Below are 19,410 nucleotides of genomic sequence, written 5' to 3' on the forward strand. Positions count from 1 at the left end.
GCCAAGCGCGATGCGAAGCGCGGGCTGGCGTCGCTGTGCATCGGCGGCGGGATGGGTGTCGCGCTCGCGGTCGAACGTCCGTAACCGGTCGTCCGTCACTGCCAAACCAATCCGGGCGCCGGCCGATTGCGGCTTCGGCCGACGTCACGTGAAGTCAGAGGGGCCTCTGGCGGCTCTCGAAACCAAAAAAATGGAGTGAGATTTATGTCTCAGCGAATTGCGTACGTAACGGGCGGGATGGGCGGCATCGGCACCAGCATTTGCCAGCGTCTGTCGAAGGACGGCTTCAAGGTGGTCGCGGGTTGCGGCCCGAACTCGCCGCGCCGGGTGAAATGGATCGAGGACCAGAAGGCGCTCGGCTACGATTTCATCGCGTCGGAAGGCAACGTCGGCGACTGGGACTCGACCAAGGCAGCGTTCGACAAGGTCAAGGCCGAAGTGGGCGAGATCGACGTGCTGGTCAACAACGCGGGCATCACGCGCGACGTCGTGTTCCGCAAGATGACGCATGAAGACTGGACGGCCGTGATCGACACCAACCTGACGAGCCTGTTCAACGTGACGAAGCAGGTGATCGACGGGATGGTCGAACGCGGCTGGGGCCGGATCATCAACATTTCGTCGGTGAACGGCCAGAAGGGCCAATTCGGCCAGACGAACTACTCGACCGCGAAGGCCGGCATCCACGGTTTCACGATGTCGCTCGCGCAGGAAGTCGCCACGAAGGGCGTGACGGTCAACACCGTGTCGCCCGGCTACATCGGCACCGACATGGTGAAGGCGATCCGTCCGGACGTGCTCGAGAAGATCGTCGCGACGATCCCGGTGCGCCGTCTCGGCGGGCCGGAGGAGATCGGCTCGATCGTCGCGTGGCTCGCGTCGAACGATTCCGGCTTCGCGACGGGCGCCGATTTCTCGCTGAACGGCGGCCTGCACATGGGCTGAACGTCCGGGCTGCGCGGGCCGGCCCGGTCGCGCAGCCTGGCGTTTCCGAAGGCCCCCGCCTCCCGGATCCGGGAGGCGGGGATTTGTCACTTGCGCTACGCTGCACTCAAAGGCGTTACATGACTACTACAAAGAAAACGGCCGAGCGGCTCATCAAGAAGTACCCGAACCGCCGGCTCTACGATACCGAGACGAGCACGTACATCACGCTGACCGACGTCAAGCAGCTCGTGCTGGAACAGGAGGACTTCAAGGTCGTCGATGCGAAATCCAACGAAGACCTGACGCGCAGCATCCTGCTGCAGATCATCCTCGAGGAAGAGAGCGGCGGCGTGCCGATGTTCTCGTCGTCGATGCTGTCGCAGATCATCCGTTTCTACGGTCATGCGATGCAGGGCATGATGGGCACGTACCTGGAAAAGAACATCCAGGCGTTCATCGACATCCAGAACAAGCTCGCGGATCAATCGAAGAACCTCTACGAAGGCAACGCGATGAATCCGGAAGTCTGGTCGCAGTTCATGAACATGCAGGCGCCGATGATGCAAGGAATGATGACGAGCTACATCGAGCAGTCGAAGAACATGTTCGTGCAGATGCAGGAGCAGATGCAGAGCCAGGCGAAGTCGATGTTCAGCACGTTCCCGTTCAAGCAACCCGGCACGCCGGAGCCGGAAAAGAAGTAACGCCGGCGCGTGCGCGGCAGGCCGGCCGCGGCGGCGCCCGCCGCCGGACGGTCGGCGCCGCGACGTGCGGGGGCGGGCGGTCGCCGTTGCGTCACGCCGCGCAACGACGCGTCGTCGTAAAGCCGACGCGGTTCGCCGGCCTTGCTCAAGTGCTCAAGGTGCCGGATCGAAATCCTGATGATCGTCCGCCGGAGGAAGGTCGAGCACGAGCTTCACCGCGCAATAGTTCGCCTTCAGCGAAAACACGCGGCCGATCACGAGAAACGTCTGCCGCGAATTCTCGAGCTCGACGAAGTCGCCGGGTTGCGGCACGTGCGCGCCCTGGTCATAGGAAAAGCTGGTGCTGGTCTGCTCGCCGATGGTTTCGGCCGCGTGCTCGGTGAATTCGATCGTGATGTGGGTGGTCATGCGAACCCCGTTGGGAAAGTGAAGAGAGCGGATGCTGCGATTTTCGCATAGCGGCGGGGTGGGGCCGGCGCGATTGTTGGGCGTTGGCCGGGGTGATCGGGGCCGTCGGTTCATCACTGTCGGCGCGAAAGGGTTGGATCAACCGCCCGTGGCGGCTCGATGCGCCCGTGCGCACAGCATATTGGGGGAGCCATCCGCGGCACGTCGGCCGCCGGTTTTGCCTCGCTGACCCATAAATAGCTGTAAACTCACGCTTTTGCCGCCACGCCCCCACATTCCAGATGTCCCAGTCCCCCAAAGTAGGCTTCGTATCCCTCGGGTGCCCGAAGGCCCTCGTCGATTCCGAACAAATCATCACCCAGTTGCGCGCCGAAGGTTATGAAATCTCCGGCACCTACGACGGTGCCGACCTCGTCGTCGTCAACACCTGCGGCTTCATCGACGAAGCCGTGCAGGAAAGCCTCGACGCGATCGGCGAAGCGCTGACCGAGAACGGCAAGGTGATCGTCACCGGCTGCCTCGGCGCGAAGTCGAGCGCGAGCGGCTCGAACCTCATCGAGGAAGTCCACCCGAAGGTGCTCGCCGTCACCGGCCCGCACGCGGTGGGCGAAGTGATGCAGGCCGTGCATTCGCACCTGCCGAAGCCGCACGACCCGTTCACCGATCTCGTGCCGGCCGCGGGCATCAAGCTCACGCCGCGCCACTACGCGTACCTGAAGATCTCCGAAGGCTGCAACCACCGCTGCACGTTCTGCATCATCCCGTCGATGCGCGGCGATCTCGTGTCGCGTCCGGTCGCTGAAGTGATGCTCGAGGCGGAGAACCTGTTCAAGTCGGGCGTGAAGGAACTGCTCGTGATCTCGCAGGACACGAGCGCGTACGGCGTCGACGTGAAGTACCGCACGGGCTTCTGGAACGGCAAGCCGATCAAGACGCGCATGACCGACCTGGTCGCCGCGCTCGGCGAACTCGCCGCGCAGTACGGCGCATGGGTGCGCCTGCACTACGTGTATCCGTATCCGAGCGTCGACGAAGTCATTCCGCTGATGGCCGAAGGCCCGTTCAAGGGGCATGTGCTGCCGTATCTCGACGTGCCGTTCCAGCACGCGCATCCGGAAGTGCTGAAGCGCATGAAGCGCCCGGCCAACGCCGAGAAGGTGCTCGAGCGCGTGCAGAAGTGGCGCGAGATCTGCCCGGACCTGACGATCCGCAGCACGTTCATCGCCGGCTTCCCCGGCGAGACGGAAGAGCAGTTCGAGACGCTGCTCGACTTCATCCGCGAGGCGGAACTCGATCGCGTCGGCTGCTTTGCGTATTCGCCGGTCGAAGGCGCGACCGCGAACGACCTGGACGGCGCGCTGCCGGACGACGTTCGCGAGGAACGCCGTGCGCGCTTCATGGAAGTCGCCGAGGAAGTGTCGGCGCAGCGCATCCAGCGCAAGGTCGGCAAGACCCTCAAGGTGCTGATCGACGAAGTCAGCGACGAAGGCGGTATCGGCCGCACGGCGGCGGATGCGCCGGAGATCGACGGCGTCGTCTATGTCGAGCCGGCGACGAAGGCGTCGAAGCGCTACAAGGTCGGCGATTTCGTATCGGTGAAGATCACGGGCGCGGACGGCCACGACCTGTGGGGCGAGGTCTAAGCGATGACCGCCGCATTTCCACAGATCCTCGCGCTCGGCGAGGCGATGATCGAATTCAACCAGTCGCAGCCGGGCCGTCCGGAATTCCTGCAGGGCTTCGGCGGCGACACGTCGAACTTCTGCATCGCCGCGGCGCGCCAGGGTGCGTCGACGGGCTTCGTGTCGGCGATCGGCGACGATCCGTTCGGCCGCTTGCTGGCCGACATGTGGGCGGCGGAGCACGTCGATACGACGTACGTGCGGATCGACCGCGCGGCGCCGACCGGCGTGTATTTCGTCACGCACGGCGCTGACGGCCACCAGTTCGACTATCTGCGCGCGGGTTCCGCGGCGAGCCGCTACGCGGTGGCCGACCTGCCGCTCGATGCGCTGGCCGCGGCGAAGGCCGTGCACCTGTCGGGCATCAGCCTCGCGATCAGCACCAGCGCGTGCGACGCCGCGTTCGCGGCGATCGACCACGCGCGCAGCAACGGCGCGCAGGTCAGCTTCGACACGAACCTGCGCCTGAAGCTGTGGCCGCTGCCGCGCGCCCGCGCGGTGATGCGCGAAGCGCTGCGCCAGACGGATATCTGCCTGCCGAGCTGGGATGACGTCACGGCGCTCACGGGCGCGAACGATCGCGACGCGATCGTCGATGCGATGCTCGAACACGGGCCGCAGGTCGTCGCGCTGAAGCTCGGCAAGGAAGGCGCGTACGTTGCAACCCCGAACGAACGGCGCGTGGTGCCGGGCTTCGCGGTCGAGGCCGTCGACGCGACGGGTGCGGGCGACTGCTTTGGCGGTGCGTTCGTGGCGCGGATCGTCGCGGGCGACGATCCATTCGCGGCAGCGCGCTATGCGAACGCGGCGGCGGCGCTGTCGACGACGGGCTACGGCGCGGTCGCGCCGATTCCGCACCGCGAGGCGGTGGAACGCCTGATGCAGGGCTGACACGGATCGCGCACGCCGGTCACGCGACGTACCCATTCACACACCCGGATGATGGGCGACATGAACGGGAGCGAGTGGCATGCGTACCGCATGGGTGCTTTCGCACTGGTGGTCGCTGTGGACCCGTGACGATCTGCAATGGCGACGAGCAGCCTGTCACCGCGATTTTCGAGCGAATCTGAAGCAAGGAGCAACACAAGGTGGGTCGATATTCGGAATGGCAACGGGCGCTGGTGATTGCCGGCGTGCTGGCGGCGGGCCTCGCGATGCCGGGCGTGGTCGCGGCCCAGGCCGCGGCGCCGGGCACGCAGCAGGATGAAGCGGTGCCCGCCCGGCCGCTGCGGCCGAACCCGGAATTCGCCCGCCTGCCGCGCTACGAGGGCATGCTCGGCGATCGGCCGATCGTCGTGCATCTCGGGCCGAAGACGGACGAGGAGGGCGTGCATGGCGAATACCAGTTCACGGACACGGGCGAGGTGGTCCTGCTCGCTGGCGATCGCGACGGCGACACGCTCGAAATCGAGGAGTCGAACGACGGCACGAACATCACGGGCGTGTGGATCGGCCGCTTCGACGCGACGGGCGACCTGAAGGCCGACCGGATGAACTCGGATGAATCGGATCCGCAGCCCGTCGCGCTGCGTCTGGTGCCAGGCAAGCGCGCGGCGCTGCAGGTACGCGACGGCCGCGCACAGGAAATCGAGACGGTCGGCGGCATCGTCAATCTTCGCACCGACGACTAAGGATGCGCTGGCTCGGTGCATGCGGCGCGCATTGTACCGGGCCAACCGCGCCGATTTTGGCTAATCTAGCCACATATTCCGCAACCGAACCGCCTTTTTCCCGGCCTCCTGCCCTATGACTGCATCCACTCCGAAGCGCGCACTCCAGACCCGCATCGTTCAACCCGACGACGTCATTCCGGAGGGCTTCCGTTCGTTCGTACCGCCGGTCGCGCGTGCATCGACGGTCGTGTTCCCCGATCTCGCGACGATGCGCGCGCTGGTGTGGCACAACGACAACCAGTGGCGCTACGGTCTGCATGCGACCCCGACGTCGCTCGCGCTCGCGCAGCGGCTCGCCGAGATCGAGGGCGGCACGCACGCGCTGCTGCAGCCGTCGGGCCTCTCGGCGATCACGAACGTCTATTTCGGGCTCGTGAAGGCGGGCGACGACGTGCTGATCCCGCACAACATCTACGGGCCGAACGCCGATTTCGGCAACTGGCTCGCGAAGGATTTCGGCATCACCGCGCGCTTCTACGATCCGCTCGTCGGCGCCGGCATCGCCGAGCTGATCCAGCCGAATACGCGGCTGATCTGGATCGAGGCGCCGGGTTCGGTGACGATGGAAGTGCCCGACGTGCGCGCGATCACGACGGTCGCGCAGGCGCGCGGCATCGTCACCGCGATCGACAATACGTATTCGGCCGGGCTCGCGTTCAAGCCGTTCGAGCATGGCGTCGACATCTCGGTGCAGGCGCTGACCAAGTATCAGTCGGGCGGCAGCGACGTGCTGATGGGGGCGACGATCACCGCGAATGCCGAACTGCACGCACAACTGAAGCTCGCGCGGATGCGCTGCGGGATCGGTGTGTCGGTCGACGATTGCTCGCTCGTGCTGCGCAGCCTGTCGAGCATGCAGGTGCGCTTCGATGCGCACAGCAAGAGCGCGCTCGCGCTCGCGCAATGGCTGAAGGCGCGGCCGGAGATCGCTGCCGTGCTGCATCCGCAGCTGCCGGACTGCCCGGGGCACGCGTCGTTCATGCGCGACTTCACCGGCGCGGGCGGGCTGTTCTCGGTGGTGTTCGACGAACGCTACGGTGCGGAGCGGATCGATCGTTTCGTCGAGGCGCTCGAGCTGTTCGCGATCGGCTGGAGCTGGGGCGGCGCGTGCAGCCTGGCGATGCCTTACGACGTGGCGTCGATGCGGGCGGACTGGCCGCATCGCGGCACGCTGGTGCGCTTCTACGTCGGTCTCGAAGACGAAGCCGACCTGCGCGCGGACATCGAGCGTGCGATGCAGGCCACGCTCGGCTGATCACCGCACCCGAGCAAAAAACGAAACGCCGGCGCGATGCAACATCGCGCCGGCGTTTTTCATGGGCGGCATGCGCCGATCAGAATAGCCGCAGCAGCCCGTCGAGGCCGACGTGGTCGAATGCGACGGTGGCCGCATCGCGCACGACGGGCTTCGCGTGGAACGCGACCGACAGCCCGGCCTCGGCCATCATCTTCAGGTCGTTCGACCCATCGCCCATCGCGATCGCGCGGTTCGGCTCGACGCCGAGCGATGCGCAGGTATCGCGCAGCATGCGCGCCTTCACGTCCGCGTTGACGATCTCGCCGAGCACCTTGCCGGTCAGCTTGCCGTCGACGATCTCGAGCGTGTTCGCGTGCGCATAGTCGAGGCCGAGGCGCGCCTTCAGGCGCTCGGTGAAGAACGTGAAGCCGCCCGACACGAGCAGCGTCTTCAGGCCCGCTGCCTTCACGCCGGCGAGCATCGTCTCCGCGCCCGGCGACAGCTGCAGCCGTTCCTCGTACACGCGCTCGAGCGCCTGCGCGTCGAGCCCCGCGAGCAGCGCGACGCGGCGCGTGAGGCTTTCGTTGAAGTCGCGAATCTCGCCGCGCATCGATGCTTCGGTGATCTCCGCGACCTGCGTCTTCAGCCCGCAGAAATCGGCGATCTCGTCGATGCATTCGATGGTGATCAGCGTCGAATCCATGTCCATTACGACGAGCCCGAACTCGCCGAGCGTACGGCCGGCTTCGACGAAGCCGAAGTCGAGCGCATGGGTGCCGCAGTACGCGTCGATGTCGAGACGCTGCGCGGGGTTCGCGTTTTCGATGCGCAGCGCGTGATCGTCGGTCTGCACGATGCGGGTGCCGCGCGACAGCGCGAGCAGCGGTTTGTGATGCGCGTCCGACAACGGCGCGAGACTCTGGATGACGAGGTTGTGGGTCATGACGGAATGTTTGGAAGCGAATGAAACGCGTGCACGGCCGGCGTGCGGCCGCCTGCGAACGCGGGCCCCGTCCGGCGTCGGGCCGCTGCGTCGCGAACGCGTCATTGTAGCCGGTTGGTATCCGGTCGCGACCGGATCGCCGCGGACACCCGGCCGGCGCCGCTCACGGGATCGCGTTCATCGCCCGTCCTCGCGATCCCAGTACGGCGGATCGCCGAAGTGTTCGGCCAGGAACGCGATGAACGCGAGCGTCTTCAGCGGCACGTGCGCGCGGCTCGGATAGACGGCCCAGATCGCGACGTCGTTCGCGAACGGGTAGTCGTCGAGCACGGTGACGAGCGCGCCGCTCGCGAGCAGCGGGCCGACGTCCCAGGTCGACTTGATCGCGATGCCGAAGCCGTCGACGAGCGCTTCGCGGATCGCCTCGCCGTTGCTCGCGACGAGCCGGCCGCCAACCCGCACGGTGAGCGGGCCTTGCGGCGTGACGAACGACCAGTCGCGCTGGTCGCCAAGGATCACGCATTCGTGTTGCGCGAGGTCGGCCGGATGGCGCGGCGTGCCGCGCTCGGCGAGATACGCGGGCGAGCAGCACAGCACGCGCCGGTTCGCGGCGAGCTTGCGCGCGACCAGCGTTGAATCCTTCAGCGCGCCGAGGCGGATCGCGACGTCGTAGCCGTCGTCGACAAGGTCGACGATTTCGTCGGACAGCCGCAGGTCGAGCGACACGGACGGGTAGCGGCGCAGGAACGCCGGAATCACGGGGGCGACGTGCTGGCGGCCGAACGACGACGACATCGACACCTTCAGCCGCCCGTACGGCTCGCTGCGGCCGTGGCCGACCGATGCGCGCGCGGCGTCGGCGGCCGACAGCAGCGCCTCGGCGCGGGCCATGAAGACTTCGCCGTCCTGCGTCAGGCTGATGCGGCGCGTGGTGCGATGCAGCAATCGCGCACCGAGCTGGCGCTCCAGCTGCGCGATGCGTGCGCTTGCGACCGCGGCCGACACGCCGAACTCGCGCCCGGCCGCGCTCACGTTCGCGAGCAGCGCGGCGCGCACGAACAGGCCGACGTCGAGCAGGTCGAGCGGCTTATCGGGAGCCGGAATGGGATCGGACGTCATTGTTCTGAAATTCCTGAAAATGTTTCAGGAAATATAGCGGTTTTCTCGAAGGATCGGGCCGCCTACGATGGCATGCATGGGGCTGCGCCGCGGCCCGCCCGATTTCCCTGAAGGAGCTTCGTGATGAAAGCCGTTGGACTGACCCGTTACCTGCCGATCGACGACCCGCAGGCGCTCGTCGACGTGGAACTGCCGCAACCGGTGCCCGGTCCGCGCGACCTGCTCGTGAAGGTCGAGGCGATTTCCGTGAACCCGGTCGACACCAAGGTGCGTGCGCCGAAGCCGCGGGTCGAGGAGACGCCGCGCGTGCTTGGCTGGGATGCGGCCGGCACGGTCGTCGCGGTTGGTGCCGAAGTCACGCTGTTCCGGCCCGGCGACGAGGTGTTCTACGCGGGCAGCATCACGCGCCCCGGCGCGAACAGCGAATTCCATGCGGTCGACGAGCGGATCGCCGCGCGCAAGCCGCGCACGCTCGATTTCGCGTCGTCGGCCGCGTTGCCGCTCACCGCGCTGACCGCGTGGGAGGCGCTGTTCGATCGGCTGCGTGTATCGCCGCAGGGCGCGGACGCGGGCAAGTCGGTGCTGATCATCGGCGGCGCGGGCGGGGTGGGTTCGGTCGCGATCCAGCTGGCGAAGACGCTCGCCAGGCTGCATGTGATCGCGACCGCGTCGCGGCCGGCGTCGACCGACTGGGTGCGCTCGCTCGGCGCGGACGACGTGGTCGATCATTTCGGCGACCTGCCCGCACAGCTGCGTGACATCGGCCATCCGAACGTCGATTACGTGCTGATCTTCAACGACACGGACCGTCATTTCCCTGCCGCGGCGGACGTCATCAGGCCGCAAGGCGGCATTTGCACGATCGTCGAGAACGAAAAGCCGGTTCCGGTCGAGCTGCTGAAGGCGAAGAGCGCCGCGTTTCACTGGGAATTCATGTTCACGCGCGCGATGTTCGAGACGCCGGACATGATCGAGCAGCACAAGATCCTGAGCGAGGTGGCCCGGCTCGTCGACGGCGGCACGCTGCGCACGACGCTCGGCGAACACCTCGGCACGATCAACGCTGCAAACGTGCGGCGCGCGCACCAGCTGCTCGAGGCCGGGCGCGCGATCGGCAAGCTGGTGCTGAGCGGCTTCTGAGTGCCCCCAAACCTGTCGCTTCGCGCCAGGCCCCCCGAGGGGGTGTCCGTCGAGGGGATTTCCTCCGGGGCGGAAAACCTGGGGCGGCCTGGCGTTTTCTCGAGTGCCGGCATCGCGCTTATGGGAGACCGCGTCGCGAACGCAAGCGGGGTAACACCCGATGCGTTTGCGGCGCATTGCATGCCGCTTGGCGGTAGACTGGCAACGCATCATGCATCGAAAACCGCGCGGCACGCGCGTGCCGCCGCATTACAAGGAGGTCAGCATGAGCCAACGCAGCTTGTCAGTCGCCGCATCGTGGTCTGCCGTGTTCGCGGCGGCGTGCGTCAGCGCGAGCGTATTCGCGGCGCCGCCGGTCAAGGGCAGCCTGAAGGGCGGCGGGACAGGGCAGCTCGAATACACCGTCAAGGTCGATTCGAAGACCTTCGGCAATACGCAGGAGACCCGCAAGATCCGCTCGGGCGAAACGGACGACTTCAACTGGAAGTCGGTGCCGCCGGGCGGCGCGGTCGCGATGCCGGACGGTTGCCCGAACGCCGACAACCTGCCGCGCGACGCGAACGGTGCGATGGTGCGCCAGACCCAGGTGCGGCTCGCGCCGTCGGTCGACGCGAAGGGGACCGCGAACGTGCAGATGAGCTTCCAGGCGGCCGCGCCGAAAGGCACGCGCAACGTGAGCGCGGGCGGCAAGCCGCTGCAGTGCCCGGACGTCGTGTCGGTGAGCCAGGTCAAGTGGGTGTCGATTTCGACCAATGGCGGGTCGAAGTCCGTCACGATGAGCGATGGCACCAAGGTGACGGTGTCGATCAAGCACTGAGCGATGCGCGCGGGCGGGCGACGCGTCCGGTGCGCGCGCAACCAACCCCGGTGTGTTCCGGCCGATCCGGGCAGGGCCGCGCGTGACGGTTTCGTGGCGCGCGGCTTCGGGTTTTTTCCGTTGTTTGATGTTCGACCGCGTCACGTCCGGCGCGCGCCGACGGGGCGGCCATTCACCCGGCGGCTTGCGTGACGTCATGCAGATGTCGCGCTATCCTCCCGGCATCCGCCATCTTCCCTGAACGACATCCCGATGAAACTTCGCCCGCGCGTGCTGCTGTCGGCCGCTGCGTTCGCCGCCGCCCATGCGCAGGCGGCCGACGATTGCAGCTTCGTGAAAAAAGTCGAGCTGTCGTCGCGACGGCAGACCGTCGTCGTGTCGAGCGGCGCGCTCGAACCGTGTTCGACCGGCAGCTACGCGGTGCGTGTGTATTCGACCGCACATGCCGCGCCAGGATTCGATACGGACGATTACGTGACCGGCGTGTTGCACGCGCGTGACGGTACCGTCGCCGACGCATTTGCGGCCGACCTCGGCGCGCGTGCGCCCCAGGCGCTCGTCGTCACGATGCGCTCGGCCGGCAGCGGCGGTTACGTCGGTGCGCAGGCCTACGTGACGACACCGCGCGCGGTGCGGCTCGTCGCGTCGGTCGACGGGCTGGCCCCCGACGCCGACGTCACGGCCGCGTTGCGCCAGGCCCTCGGCAAACGCCGCGCCGCCCGCTGACCGCACGCGACGCGGCTGCCGCCCGCGTCGCGACGTCGCGCGTCAATGCGCACGTTCCTCGAGCCGCGATGCAAGAAAGCGGTGATCGGCGGAGAACAACCGGCGATACGTCATCAGCACCGCGCCGACAGTGCCGAGCGCGGACGCCGCGGCGATCAGGAACATGATCACGATCTGGTAGCGCACGGCCTGCAGCGGCGACTGGCCGGCCAGCACCTGGCCCGTCATCATCCCGGGCAGGCTCACGACGCCGACGACGGCCATCTGGTTGAGCGTCGGCAGCATGCCCGCGCGCACGGCCTGGCGTGCGGCGTCCTGCGCGGCTTCCCAGCGTGTCGCGCCGAGCGCGAGCGCGGTCTCGACGCGGTCGCGCCGTGCGGTCAGCTCCTCCATCATCCGTTCGACGCCGAGCGACACGCCCGTGAGCGTATTGCCGAGGATCATCCCGAGGATCGGGATCGCATATTGCGGCGCGTACCACGGATGAATGCGGATCACGACGAACAGCCCGATCGCCGCGACGAACCAGCTGCTGAACCAGATCGACGCGATGCTGTCGATGCGCTGTCCGCGATACGCATGCTTGCCGCGCGCGGCGCCGGCAAGACCTGCGATCAGCGTCATCAACGCGGTGAGCGGCAGCACGACGGTCCAGTGCGGATGACCGAACACCCAGCCGAGCACGTAGCCGATCGCGAGCAGCTGCACGACGGTGCGCACGGCGGCGAGCGCGAGCTTGCGCCCGAGGCCGAGCGACAGCGCGGCCGAAATCGCGCCGTTGACCGCGACGAGCGCGGCGGCGATGCCGACGTCGACGAGGCTCAGGTCCTGCAGTGCGGGGCTCATCGTGCCGCCTCCGTCGTGCTCGCGGCGTGCAGCACGCCGGCCTGCATCACGAGCCGCATCGTGCCGATCCGTGCGGCCTGCGCCGGATCGTGCGAGATCCACATGTATGCGCGCGCATCGGGTGCCGCGTCGAACCATGTGCCGACGAGCGCTTCGATCGCGCGCGTCGAGTCCGGGTCGAGCGCGGACGTCGGCTCGTCGAGCAGCAGCACGTCGGGGTCGAGCTGCAGCACGCGCAGCAGCGCGGCGATCTGCGCTTCGCCGCCCGACAGTTCGCTCGCACGCTTGTCGAGAAAATCGGCGCCGCGACCGGCGCGCGCCGCGAGTGCTTCGGCGCGTGCACGGTCGAACGTCGCGTCGCGATAGATCGCGAGCGAGTACGGGTAGCGCAACTGCGCCTCGACGGTGCCGTCCATCTGCGCGGGCCGCTGACGCACGTAGGCGATACTGCGCCGGTAGCGCGGAATCGCGCCGCGCCTGATCCGCTTGCCGCGCCACAGGATGTGACCGCCGTCGAGCGGATCGAGCAACGCGAGCGCGCGCAGCAGCACGCTCTTTCCGGAGCCCGACGGTCCCGTGACAGCAATTCGCGATCCCGCGGCGAGGCTGAAGTCGGTCGGCACCAACAATGTCTTGCCGCTGCTGGCGTCGCGGCGCGTGATGTGCTGCGCTTCGATGAGACCGTTTGGGGCTGTCATGTCACAAATGAAAAAAAGCGTTAATGGCGCCAAAGCGTGGCCGCCGCGTGCGTCATAATACCGATTGAAAAGCCGCCGGTGTCGTGCTTTGTTCACTCACGCAAGTGGCCCGACATGGCGTGCAAACTCCGCATAACAACAACGGAACCGCCATGACGCTAGCCCGAGCCATCGGCAAATCGGCTGCATGGATCGTCGGCATCGTCGCACTGATCGTCGCGGCCGCCGGCATCTTTATCTTCACGTTCGACTGGAACCGCGCGAAGCCGTGGGTCAACGAACAGGTGAGTGCCGCACTCGGTCGCCCGTTCGCGATCAACGGCGATCTCAAGGTCGGCTGGCGCCGCCCCGACGGCGAGACCGGCTGGCGTGCATGGGTGCCCTGGCCGAGCTTCTCGGCCACGCAACTCGAGATCGGCAATCCCGACTGGGCGAAGGGGCCCAGGTTCGTCACGCTCGATGCCGCGCATTTCGATCTCGCGGTCCTGCCGCTCCTCGCGCACGAGATCGTCATTCCGTCGATCGATGTCGTCAATCCCGCGGTCGACCTCGAGCGGCTCGCCGACGGCCGCAATACGTGGACCTTCCAGTTCAAGCAATCGGCGCAGCCATCGCAATGGAAGGTGCGACTCGACAGCTTCGGGTTCGCGAAGGGCATCGTCACGTATCGCGATGCGATCACGAAGGCCGATCTCACGGTCGCGATCGATACGCTCGGCCAGCCGATTCCGCTCGGCGATGTGCTGAAGGAACAGGAACAGACGTCGCGTGCGGCGTCGGCGCAGCGCGTCGGCAAGCGCGGCGCCGCGCAACTGAGCGCGAAGGCGAGTGCCGAGGCCGCATCGGGCGCGTCGGCGGCGCAGGAGGCGAGCGGGGCGTCTGCCGTCGCGGGGTCGGGTGCGTCCACCGTCGCTCCGGCTACTTCGGTTTCCTCTGCATCGGCGGCCGTGCCGGCATCCGGTGCGCGCGGTGCATCCGGTGTCGCCGCGCCCGCGAAGCCGTCCGGCCCGACCTATGCGTTCGGGCTCAAGGTCGACGGCCGCTACAAGAACGTGCCGATCAGCGGCACCGGCAAGGTGGGCGGCGTGCTGGCGATCGAGAAGACGACGCAACCGTTCCCGCTGCAGGCCGACGTGAAGGCCGGCGACACGCGGCTCGCGATCGTCGGTACGCTGACCGACCCGATGCATCTCGCGGCGCTCGACCTGCGGCTGTGGCTGCAGGGCACGTCGATGTCGCACCTTTACCAGATTACCGGCATCACGCTGCCCGACACGCCGCCGTATGCGACCGAGGGGCACCTGATCGGCAACTTCAAGCCGCACGCGAGCACATTCCGCTACGAGAACTTCAATGGCCGCGTCGGCGGCAGCGATCTCGGCGGCACGCTCACGTGGGCGCAGCGCGAGCCGCGGCCGAAGCTGTCGGGCGAGCTCGTGTCGAACCTGCTGCAGTTCTCCGACCTCGCGCCGGTGATCGGCGCGGATACGGCCGCGAGCAAGGCCAAGCGCGGCGACACGACACGCCAGCCGCCGGACCGCGTGCTGCCGGTCGAGACGTTCCGTACCGAGCGCTGGAGCGCGATCGACACGGACGTGAAGTTCACCGGCCGCAAGCTGATCAAGAGCCCGCAACTGCCGATTTCCAACCTGTACACGCACATCGTGATGCAGGACGGTGTGCTGTCGCTCGAACCGCTGCAGTTCGGCGTCGCGGGCGGCACGCTCGCGACGACCGCGCATCTGGACGGCAGCCGCACGCCGCTCAAGGGCCGCTTCACGCTGGCCGCGCGTCACCTGAAGCTCAAGCAGCTGTTCCCGACGCAGAAGGTGATGCAGTCGGCGCTCGGCGAGATCAACGGCGACGCGTCGCTGTCGGCGACCGGCAACTCGCCGGCCGCGCTCGCGGCGACGTCGACCGGCGAAGTGAGGGCGCTCGTCACGGACGGCCGCATCAGCCGCCTGCTGATGGAGGCGGCGGGGCTGAACGTCGCGAACGTCGTCTACGAGAAGCTGTTCGGCAATCGCGACGTGAACATCAATTGCGCGGCGATCGATTTCGTCGCGACCAACGGCATGCTCGACCCGAAGGTGTTCGCGCTCGATACGGACGACGCGCTGATCAACGTCGACGGCCCGATCAGCCTGCGCGACGAATCGCTTGACCTGAAGATCCATCCGCACACGAAGGGGTTCCGGATCTTCTCGCTGCGCTCGCCGCTGTACGCGAAGGGCACGTTCAAGAATCCGAAGGTCGGCGTGGATGCGGGCGCGCTCGCGCTGCGCGCCGGCGCGATGGTCGGGCTGGGCCTGATCAACCCGTTCGCGGCGCTGATTCCGCTGATCGCGCCGAGCAACAACCGCGACGTACCGTGCTCGGAGCTGTTCGGGCAGATGAAGGAGAAGGTGGCACAGAAGGCAGCGGCGAAGGCCGGCAAGTGACGGTGTCCGGAGGCGGGCGCCGGCGCCGCGTGCAGCGGCCCGGCTGGCGGGGCCGGAACAGTGCGGTCGGCAGTTTCTCCGACACCTGCTAAAATTCACGGTTTTCCGTCGATTTCTCTCTTACGGGACCTGCCGTGCTTTCTACTGCCAACATCACGATGCAATTCGGGCCGAAGCCCTTGTTCGAGAATATCTCGGTCAAATTCGGCGAGGGTAACCGCTATGGTCTGATCGGCGCGAACGGCTGCGGCAAGTCGACCTTCATGAAGATCCTCGGCGGCGACCTCGAGCCGAGCGCCGGCAACGTCGCGCTGGAGCCGAACGTGCGCCTGGGCAAGCTGCGCCAGGACCAGTTCGCGTACGAAGACGTGCGCGTGCTCGACGTCGTGATGATGGGCCACACCGAGATGTGGGCCGCGATGACCGAGCGTGACGCGATCTACGCGAACCCGGAAGCCACCGACGACGACTACATGCACGCGGCCGAGCTCGAAGGCAAGTTCGCCGAATACGGCGGCTACGACGCCGAGGCGCGCGCGGGCGCGCTGCTGCTCGGCATCGGCATCGAGGAGAAGTTCCACAACGGCACGATGGCCGACGTCGCGCCGGGCTGGAAGCTGCGCGTGCTGCTCGCGCAGGCGCTGTTCTCGAAGCCGGACGTGCTGCTGCTCGACGAACCGACCAACAACCTCGACATCAACTCGATCCGTTGGCTCGAGCACACGCTCAACGAGTACAACTCGACGATGATCATCATCTCGCACGATCGTCACTTCCTGAACTCGGTGTGCACGCACATGGCCGACATGGACTTCGGCACGCTGAAGGTCTGGCCGGGCAACTACGACGACTACATGCTCGCATCGGCACAGGCGCGCGAGCGCCAGGCCGCGGCGAACGCGCGCGCGAAGGAGCGCGTGGCCGAGCTGCAGGACTTCGTGCGCCGCTTCTCGGCGAACAAGTCGAAGGCCCGCCAGGCAACGAGCCGCGCGAAGCAGATCGACAAGATCAAGATCGAGGAATTCAAGCCGTCGTCGCGCCAGAACCCGTTCATCCGCTTCGAGTTCGAGAAGAAGCTGCACAACGTCGCGGTGGTGGCGGAAGAGATCACGAAGAAGTACGAACGCACGATCTTCCAGAATTTCAACCTGTCGGTGCAGCCGGGCGAGCGCATCGCGATCATCGGCGAGAACGGCGCGGGCAAGACGACGCTGCTGCGTTCGCTGCTCGGCGCGCTGGAACTCGAGCACGGCACGGTGAAGTGGTCCGAGAACGCGAATGTCGGCTACATGCCGCAGGACACGTACGAGGAGTTCCCGAACGACATCACGCTGATGGACTGGATCGACCAGTACCGCAAGGACGGCGACGACGAAACGATGGTGCGCGGCACGCTGGGCCGCCTGCTGTTCTCGTCGGACGACATCAAGAAGTCGGTGAAGGTGCTGTCGGGCGGCGAGAAGGGCCGCATGATCTGGGGCAAGCTGATGCTCGGCCGCCACAACGTGCTGCTGATGGACGAGCCGACCAACCACATGGACATGGAGTCGATCGAGTCGCTGCAGATCGCGCTCGAGCAGTTCGAAGGCACGCTGATCTTCGTGTCGCACGACCGCGAATTCGTGAGCGGGCTGGCGAACCGGATCATCGAAGTGCGGACGGATGGCACGTTGTTCGACTTTGGTGGCAATTACGAGGAGTTCCTGACGAGTCAGGGGCAGGAGTAATTGCCCGGGCGGTCATGCCCGACCTGATGTAACGGAAGCCCGCCAGGTGGAAGCCTGGCGGGCTTTTTCACGTCCGGCCCGACGCGCCGTTGAAGGGGAAATGTCAGGTCGGGCGTCGCATCCGCGCTGACGATTCGACGCGGCGGCGCCGTTCTCGGCCGGCAGCCGCCGCGGACCTTACGTGAGTACCGCCACCTCGCGCGCCGCCCGGCGCGTCAATCCGCGAGCCGCTTGTCGGCGAGCGCCTTGCAGCAGTCTTCGTACACCCATTGCACGAGTTTCGCCCGGTAGTCGAGATCGTCGGTATCGACGATTTCCTCGACCGCGTCGCGCGCCCACGACGCATCGACAAAGTCGGCGTGCCGCTTCGCGATGTCCTGCGCCAGCGCGGCCAGCTTTGCGATCGCGAGCCAGTCGGACTGCCGGTGATGGCGGTCGAGCCAGCGGTGCGCGGCCTGCACCTGGAACGATGCGTCCGGCCAGGATTCGTTCAGGTAAAACGCGCCGAGATTGCCGCAGGTGAGCCAGCACAGCAGCTCCAGGCGATCTTGCGAGCCGAGGATATGGGGTGCGTCGGTCATGGCAGCGCTCACGAAGGCATCGATTCCGGGTGGCGCGGCATGCAGCGGCCGGCGCCCATACTAAAAACATAGCACGATGCGGGCCACGTGGTGCGACGGCGTGGCGCGGATGCCGCAGCCGCGTGCAGCAGGCGTCGGGCGTCCGTTCGCCGGCGTCCGTGCGGACCGTTCGGCGGCGCGCGGTCTCGTCCGGCGTCATCGCCGCGCCACACTCGTTAGAATGGCCGTTTTCCGGGAGACAGGAAACGATGAAAATCTACGACCAGTTCTACATCGACGGCGCATGGCGCAAACCGGCCGGAACGGGCACGATCGACGTGATCGACTCGGGCACGGAGGCCGTGATCGGCCGGATTCCCGAGGGTGTGGCGCCGGACGCGCAGGCCGCGATCCGCGCGGCGCGCGCGGCGTTCGACGCATGGGCCGCGACGCCGGCCGCGACGCGCGCGGCCTACCTGCGCAAGATCGTCGAGCGCCTGCAGGCGCGCAGCGAGGAACTCGCGCAGTCGATCACCGGCGAAGTCGGGATGCCGATCAAGCTGTCGCGCGCGATCCAGGTCGGCGGCCCGATCTACAACTGGAAGGCGTACGCGAAGCTCGCCGAATCGTTCGAATTCGAGGCGACGGTCGGCAACTCGCTGGTGGTGCGCGAGCCGGTCGGCGTCGTCGCGGCGATCACGCCGTGGAACTACCCGCTCAACCAGGTCACGCTGAAGGTCGCCCCGGCGCTCGCGGCAGGCTGCACGGTCGTCCTGAAGCCGTCCGAAGTCGCGCCGCTCAACGCATTCATGCTCGCCGAGGCGATTCACGAAGCGGGCCTGCCGCCGGGGGTGTTCAATCTCGTGTGCGGTTATGGCCAGGTCGTCGGCGAGGTGCTGGCGACCGATCCGGACGTCGACATGGTGTCGTTCACGGGTTCCACGCGTGCCGGCAAGCGCGTGGCCGAACTCGCGGCCGCGGGCGTGAAGCGCGTCGCGCTCGAACTGGGCGGCAAGTCGGCGTCGGTGATCCTCGACGATGCCGATTTCGCGACGGCGGTGAAGGGCACGGTCAACGCGTGCTACCTGAACGCGGGCCAGACGTGCTCCGCGCATACGCGGATGCTGGTGCCGGAAGCTCGCTACGACGAAGCGCGCGAGATCGCGAAGGCGGCGGCCGAATCGTACGTCGCGGGCGACCCGCGGCAGGAGGCGACGCGTCTCGGCGCGCTTGCGTCGGCCGCGCAGCAGCAGCGCGTGCAGGCATACATCCAGCGCGGGATCGACGAAGGCGCGGAACTCGTGACGGGCGGCACGGGCCTGCCGGAAGGGCTCGCGAAGGGCTTCTTCGTGAAGCCGACGGTGTTTGGCCGCGTCGATCCAAAATCGACGATCGCGCAGGAAGAGATCTTCGGGCCGGTGCTGTCGATCATCACGTATCGCGACGAGGACGAAGCCGTGCGGATCGCGAACGATTCGCCGTACGGGCTCGGCGGCGCGGTGTGGGCGGGCAGCGACGAACACGCGATGCGCGTCGCGCGCCGGATCCGCACGGGGCAGGTCGACATCAACGGCGGCACCTGGAACGGCGCCGCGCCGTTCGGCGGCTACAAGCAGTCGGGGCACGGCCGCGAGAACGGCGTGTACGGGCTCGAAGAGTATCTCGAATACAAGTCGATGCAGCTCAAGCCGGCGACTCCGGCCTGAGCGTTTTACCCCGCATGACCCGAAACGGCACGCTCGCGTGCCGTTTTTTTATT

At 67.1% G+C, this 19,410-nt stretch carries 18 protein-coding genes; 12 read left to right on the plus strand and 6 right to left on the minus strand.

Annotated elements, in window-relative coordinates:
- Positions 1–204 precede the first annotated feature (204 nt).
- Both DIE06_RS09895 and phaR read left to right on the plus strand, forming a co-directional pair.
- Positions 205–945: a 3-ketoacyl-ACP reductase gene (locus DIE06_RS09895; RefSeq protein WP_105788882.1), complete on the plus strand. Its 741-nt coding sequence runs from the start codon at positions 205–207 to the stop codon at positions 943–945.
- Between the two features lie 119 nt (positions 946–1,064).
- Positions 1,065–1,631, plus strand: a complete 567-nt coding sequence (gene phaR, locus DIE06_RS09900; RefSeq protein ID WP_124661259.1) for a polyhydroxyalkanoate synthesis repressor PhaR — start codon at positions 1,065–1,067, stop codon at positions 1,629–1,631.
- Between the two features lie 153 nt (positions 1,632–1,784).
- Here the strand turns inward: phaR and DIE06_RS09905 are convergent, their stop codons facing one another.
- A complete protein-coding gene (locus tag DIE06_RS09905; RefSeq protein ID WP_124661260.1) occupies positions 1,785–2,039 on the minus strand; it encodes a hypothetical protein in 255 nt (84 codons plus the stop codon).
- A gap of 281 nt (positions 2,040–2,320) precedes the next feature.
- On the opposite strand from DIE06_RS09905, the gene rimO reads away from it, so the two are divergent.
- From rimO to DIE06_RS09925, 4 genes are all read left to right on the plus strand, one after another.
- Positions 2,321–3,682, plus strand: a complete 1,362-nt coding sequence (gene rimO / locus DIE06_RS09910) for a 30S ribosomal protein S12 methylthiotransferase RimO (protein WP_124661261.1) — start codon at positions 2,321–2,323, stop codon at positions 3,680–3,682.
- Between the two features lie 3 nt (positions 3,683–3,685).
- Entirely contained in the window at positions 3,686–4,612 is a 927-nt protein-coding gene (locus DIE06_RS09915) for a sugar kinase (protein WP_124661262.1), read from the plus strand.
- Positions 4,613–4,812: 200 nt separating this feature from the next.
- Positions 4,813–5,355 carry a hypothetical protein gene (locus DIE06_RS09920; RefSeq protein ID WP_124661263.1) on the plus strand — a complete coding sequence of 181 codons (543 nt, stop codon included), beginning with the start codon at positions 4,813–4,815 and terminating at the stop codon, positions 5,353–5,355.
- Between the two features lie 115 nt (positions 5,356–5,470).
- Entirely contained in the window at positions 5,471–6,652 is a 1,182-nt protein-coding gene (locus DIE06_RS09925) for a cystathionine beta-lyase (RefSeq protein WP_124661264.1), read from the plus strand.
- 79 nt (positions 6,653–6,731) lie between these two features.
- On the opposite strand, the gene serB is transcribed toward DIE06_RS09925, so the two are convergent.
- Positions 6,732–7,577, minus strand: a complete 846-nt coding sequence (serB, locus tag DIE06_RS09930; protein ID WP_124661265.1) for a phosphoserine phosphatase SerB — start codon at positions 7,575–7,577, stop codon at positions 6,732–6,734.
- Positions 7,578–7,754: 177 nt separating this feature from the next.
- The gene (locus tag DIE06_RS09935; protein ID WP_124661266.1) at positions 7,755–8,696 is read right to left on the minus strand and encodes a LysR family transcriptional regulator; all 942 of its coding nucleotides are present in this window, start codon (positions 8,694–8,696) and stop codon (positions 7,755–7,757) included.
- Positions 8,697–8,819: 123 nt separating this feature from the next.
- Between DIE06_RS09935 and DIE06_RS09940 the strand changes: the two genes are divergently transcribed.
- The 3 genes from DIE06_RS09940 to DIE06_RS09950 all read left to right on the plus strand — a co-directional run bounded on the left by DIE06_RS09940 (position 8,820) and on the right by DIE06_RS09950 (position 11,379).
- On the plus strand, positions 8,820–9,836 hold the full coding sequence (locus tag DIE06_RS09940) for a zinc-binding alcohol dehydrogenase family protein (RefSeq protein ID WP_124661267.1): 1,017 nt from the start codon (positions 8,820–8,822) through the stop codon (positions 9,834–9,836).
- A gap of 265 nt (positions 9,837–10,101) precedes the next feature.
- Positions 10,102–10,653, plus strand: coding sequence for a DUF6013 family protein (locus DIE06_RS09945; RefSeq protein ID WP_124661268.1), 552 nt, complete (start codon positions 10,102–10,104; stop codon positions 10,651–10,653).
- 252 nt (positions 10,654–10,905) lie between these two features.
- The gene (locus DIE06_RS09950) at positions 10,906–11,379 is read left to right on the plus strand and encodes a PliI family lysozyme inhibitor of I-type lysozyme (RefSeq protein ID WP_124661269.1); all 474 of its coding nucleotides are present in this window, start codon (positions 10,906–10,908) and stop codon (positions 11,377–11,379) included.
- A gap of 42 nt (positions 11,380–11,421) precedes the next feature.
- Here the strand turns inward: DIE06_RS09950 and DIE06_RS09955 are convergent, their stop codons facing one another.
- Both DIE06_RS09955 and DIE06_RS09960 read right to left on the minus strand, forming a co-directional pair.
- On the minus strand, positions 11,422–12,225 hold the full coding sequence (locus DIE06_RS09955) for an ABC transporter permease (RefSeq protein WP_124661270.1): 804 nt from the start codon (positions 12,223–12,225) through the stop codon (positions 11,422–11,424).
- Entirely contained in the window at positions 12,222–12,923 is a 702-nt protein-coding gene (locus tag DIE06_RS09960; RefSeq protein ID WP_124661271.1) for an ATP-binding cassette domain-containing protein, read from the minus strand. Before DIE06_RS09960 ends, DIE06_RS09955 begins: the two co-directional genes overlap by 4 nt.
- Before the next feature lie 152 nt (positions 12,924–13,075).
- Here DIE06_RS09960 and DIE06_RS09965 point away from each other — a divergent pair, with 152 nt between their 5' ends.
- Together DIE06_RS09965 and DIE06_RS09970 are read left to right on the plus strand one after the other, a co-directional pair.
- Positions 13,076–15,364 carry an AsmA family protein gene (locus tag DIE06_RS09965; RefSeq protein WP_124661272.1) on the plus strand — a complete coding sequence of 763 codons (2,289 nt, stop codon included), beginning with the start codon at positions 13,076–13,078 and terminating at the stop codon, positions 15,362–15,364.
- 134 nt (positions 15,365–15,498) lie between these two features.
- Complete coding sequence (locus DIE06_RS09970) at positions 15,499–17,091, plus strand: ABC-F family ATPase (protein ID WP_124661273.1); 1,593 nt, start codon at positions 15,499–15,501, stop codon at positions 17,089–17,091.
- A 215-nt stretch (positions 17,092–17,306) separates the two neighbouring features.
- On the opposite strand, the gene DIE06_RS09975 is transcribed toward DIE06_RS09970, so the two are convergent.
- On the minus strand, positions 17,307–17,672 hold the full coding sequence (locus tag DIE06_RS09975) for a hypothetical protein (RefSeq protein WP_059467440.1): 366 nt from the start codon (positions 17,670–17,672) through the stop codon (positions 17,307–17,309).
- 248 nt (positions 17,673–17,920) lie between these two features.
- Between DIE06_RS09975 and DIE06_RS09980 the strand changes: the two genes are divergently transcribed.
- Entirely contained in the window at positions 17,921–19,357 is a 1,437-nt protein-coding gene (locus tag DIE06_RS09980) for an aldehyde dehydrogenase family protein (RefSeq protein ID WP_124661274.1), read from the plus strand.
- Positions 19,358–19,410 lie beyond the last annotated feature (53 nt).

Source organism: Burkholderia sp. Bp8998 (assembly GCF_003854235.1).
In the GTDB taxonomy this organism is placed as follows: Bacteria; Pseudomonadota; Gammaproteobacteria; order Burkholderiales; family Burkholderiaceae; genus Burkholderia.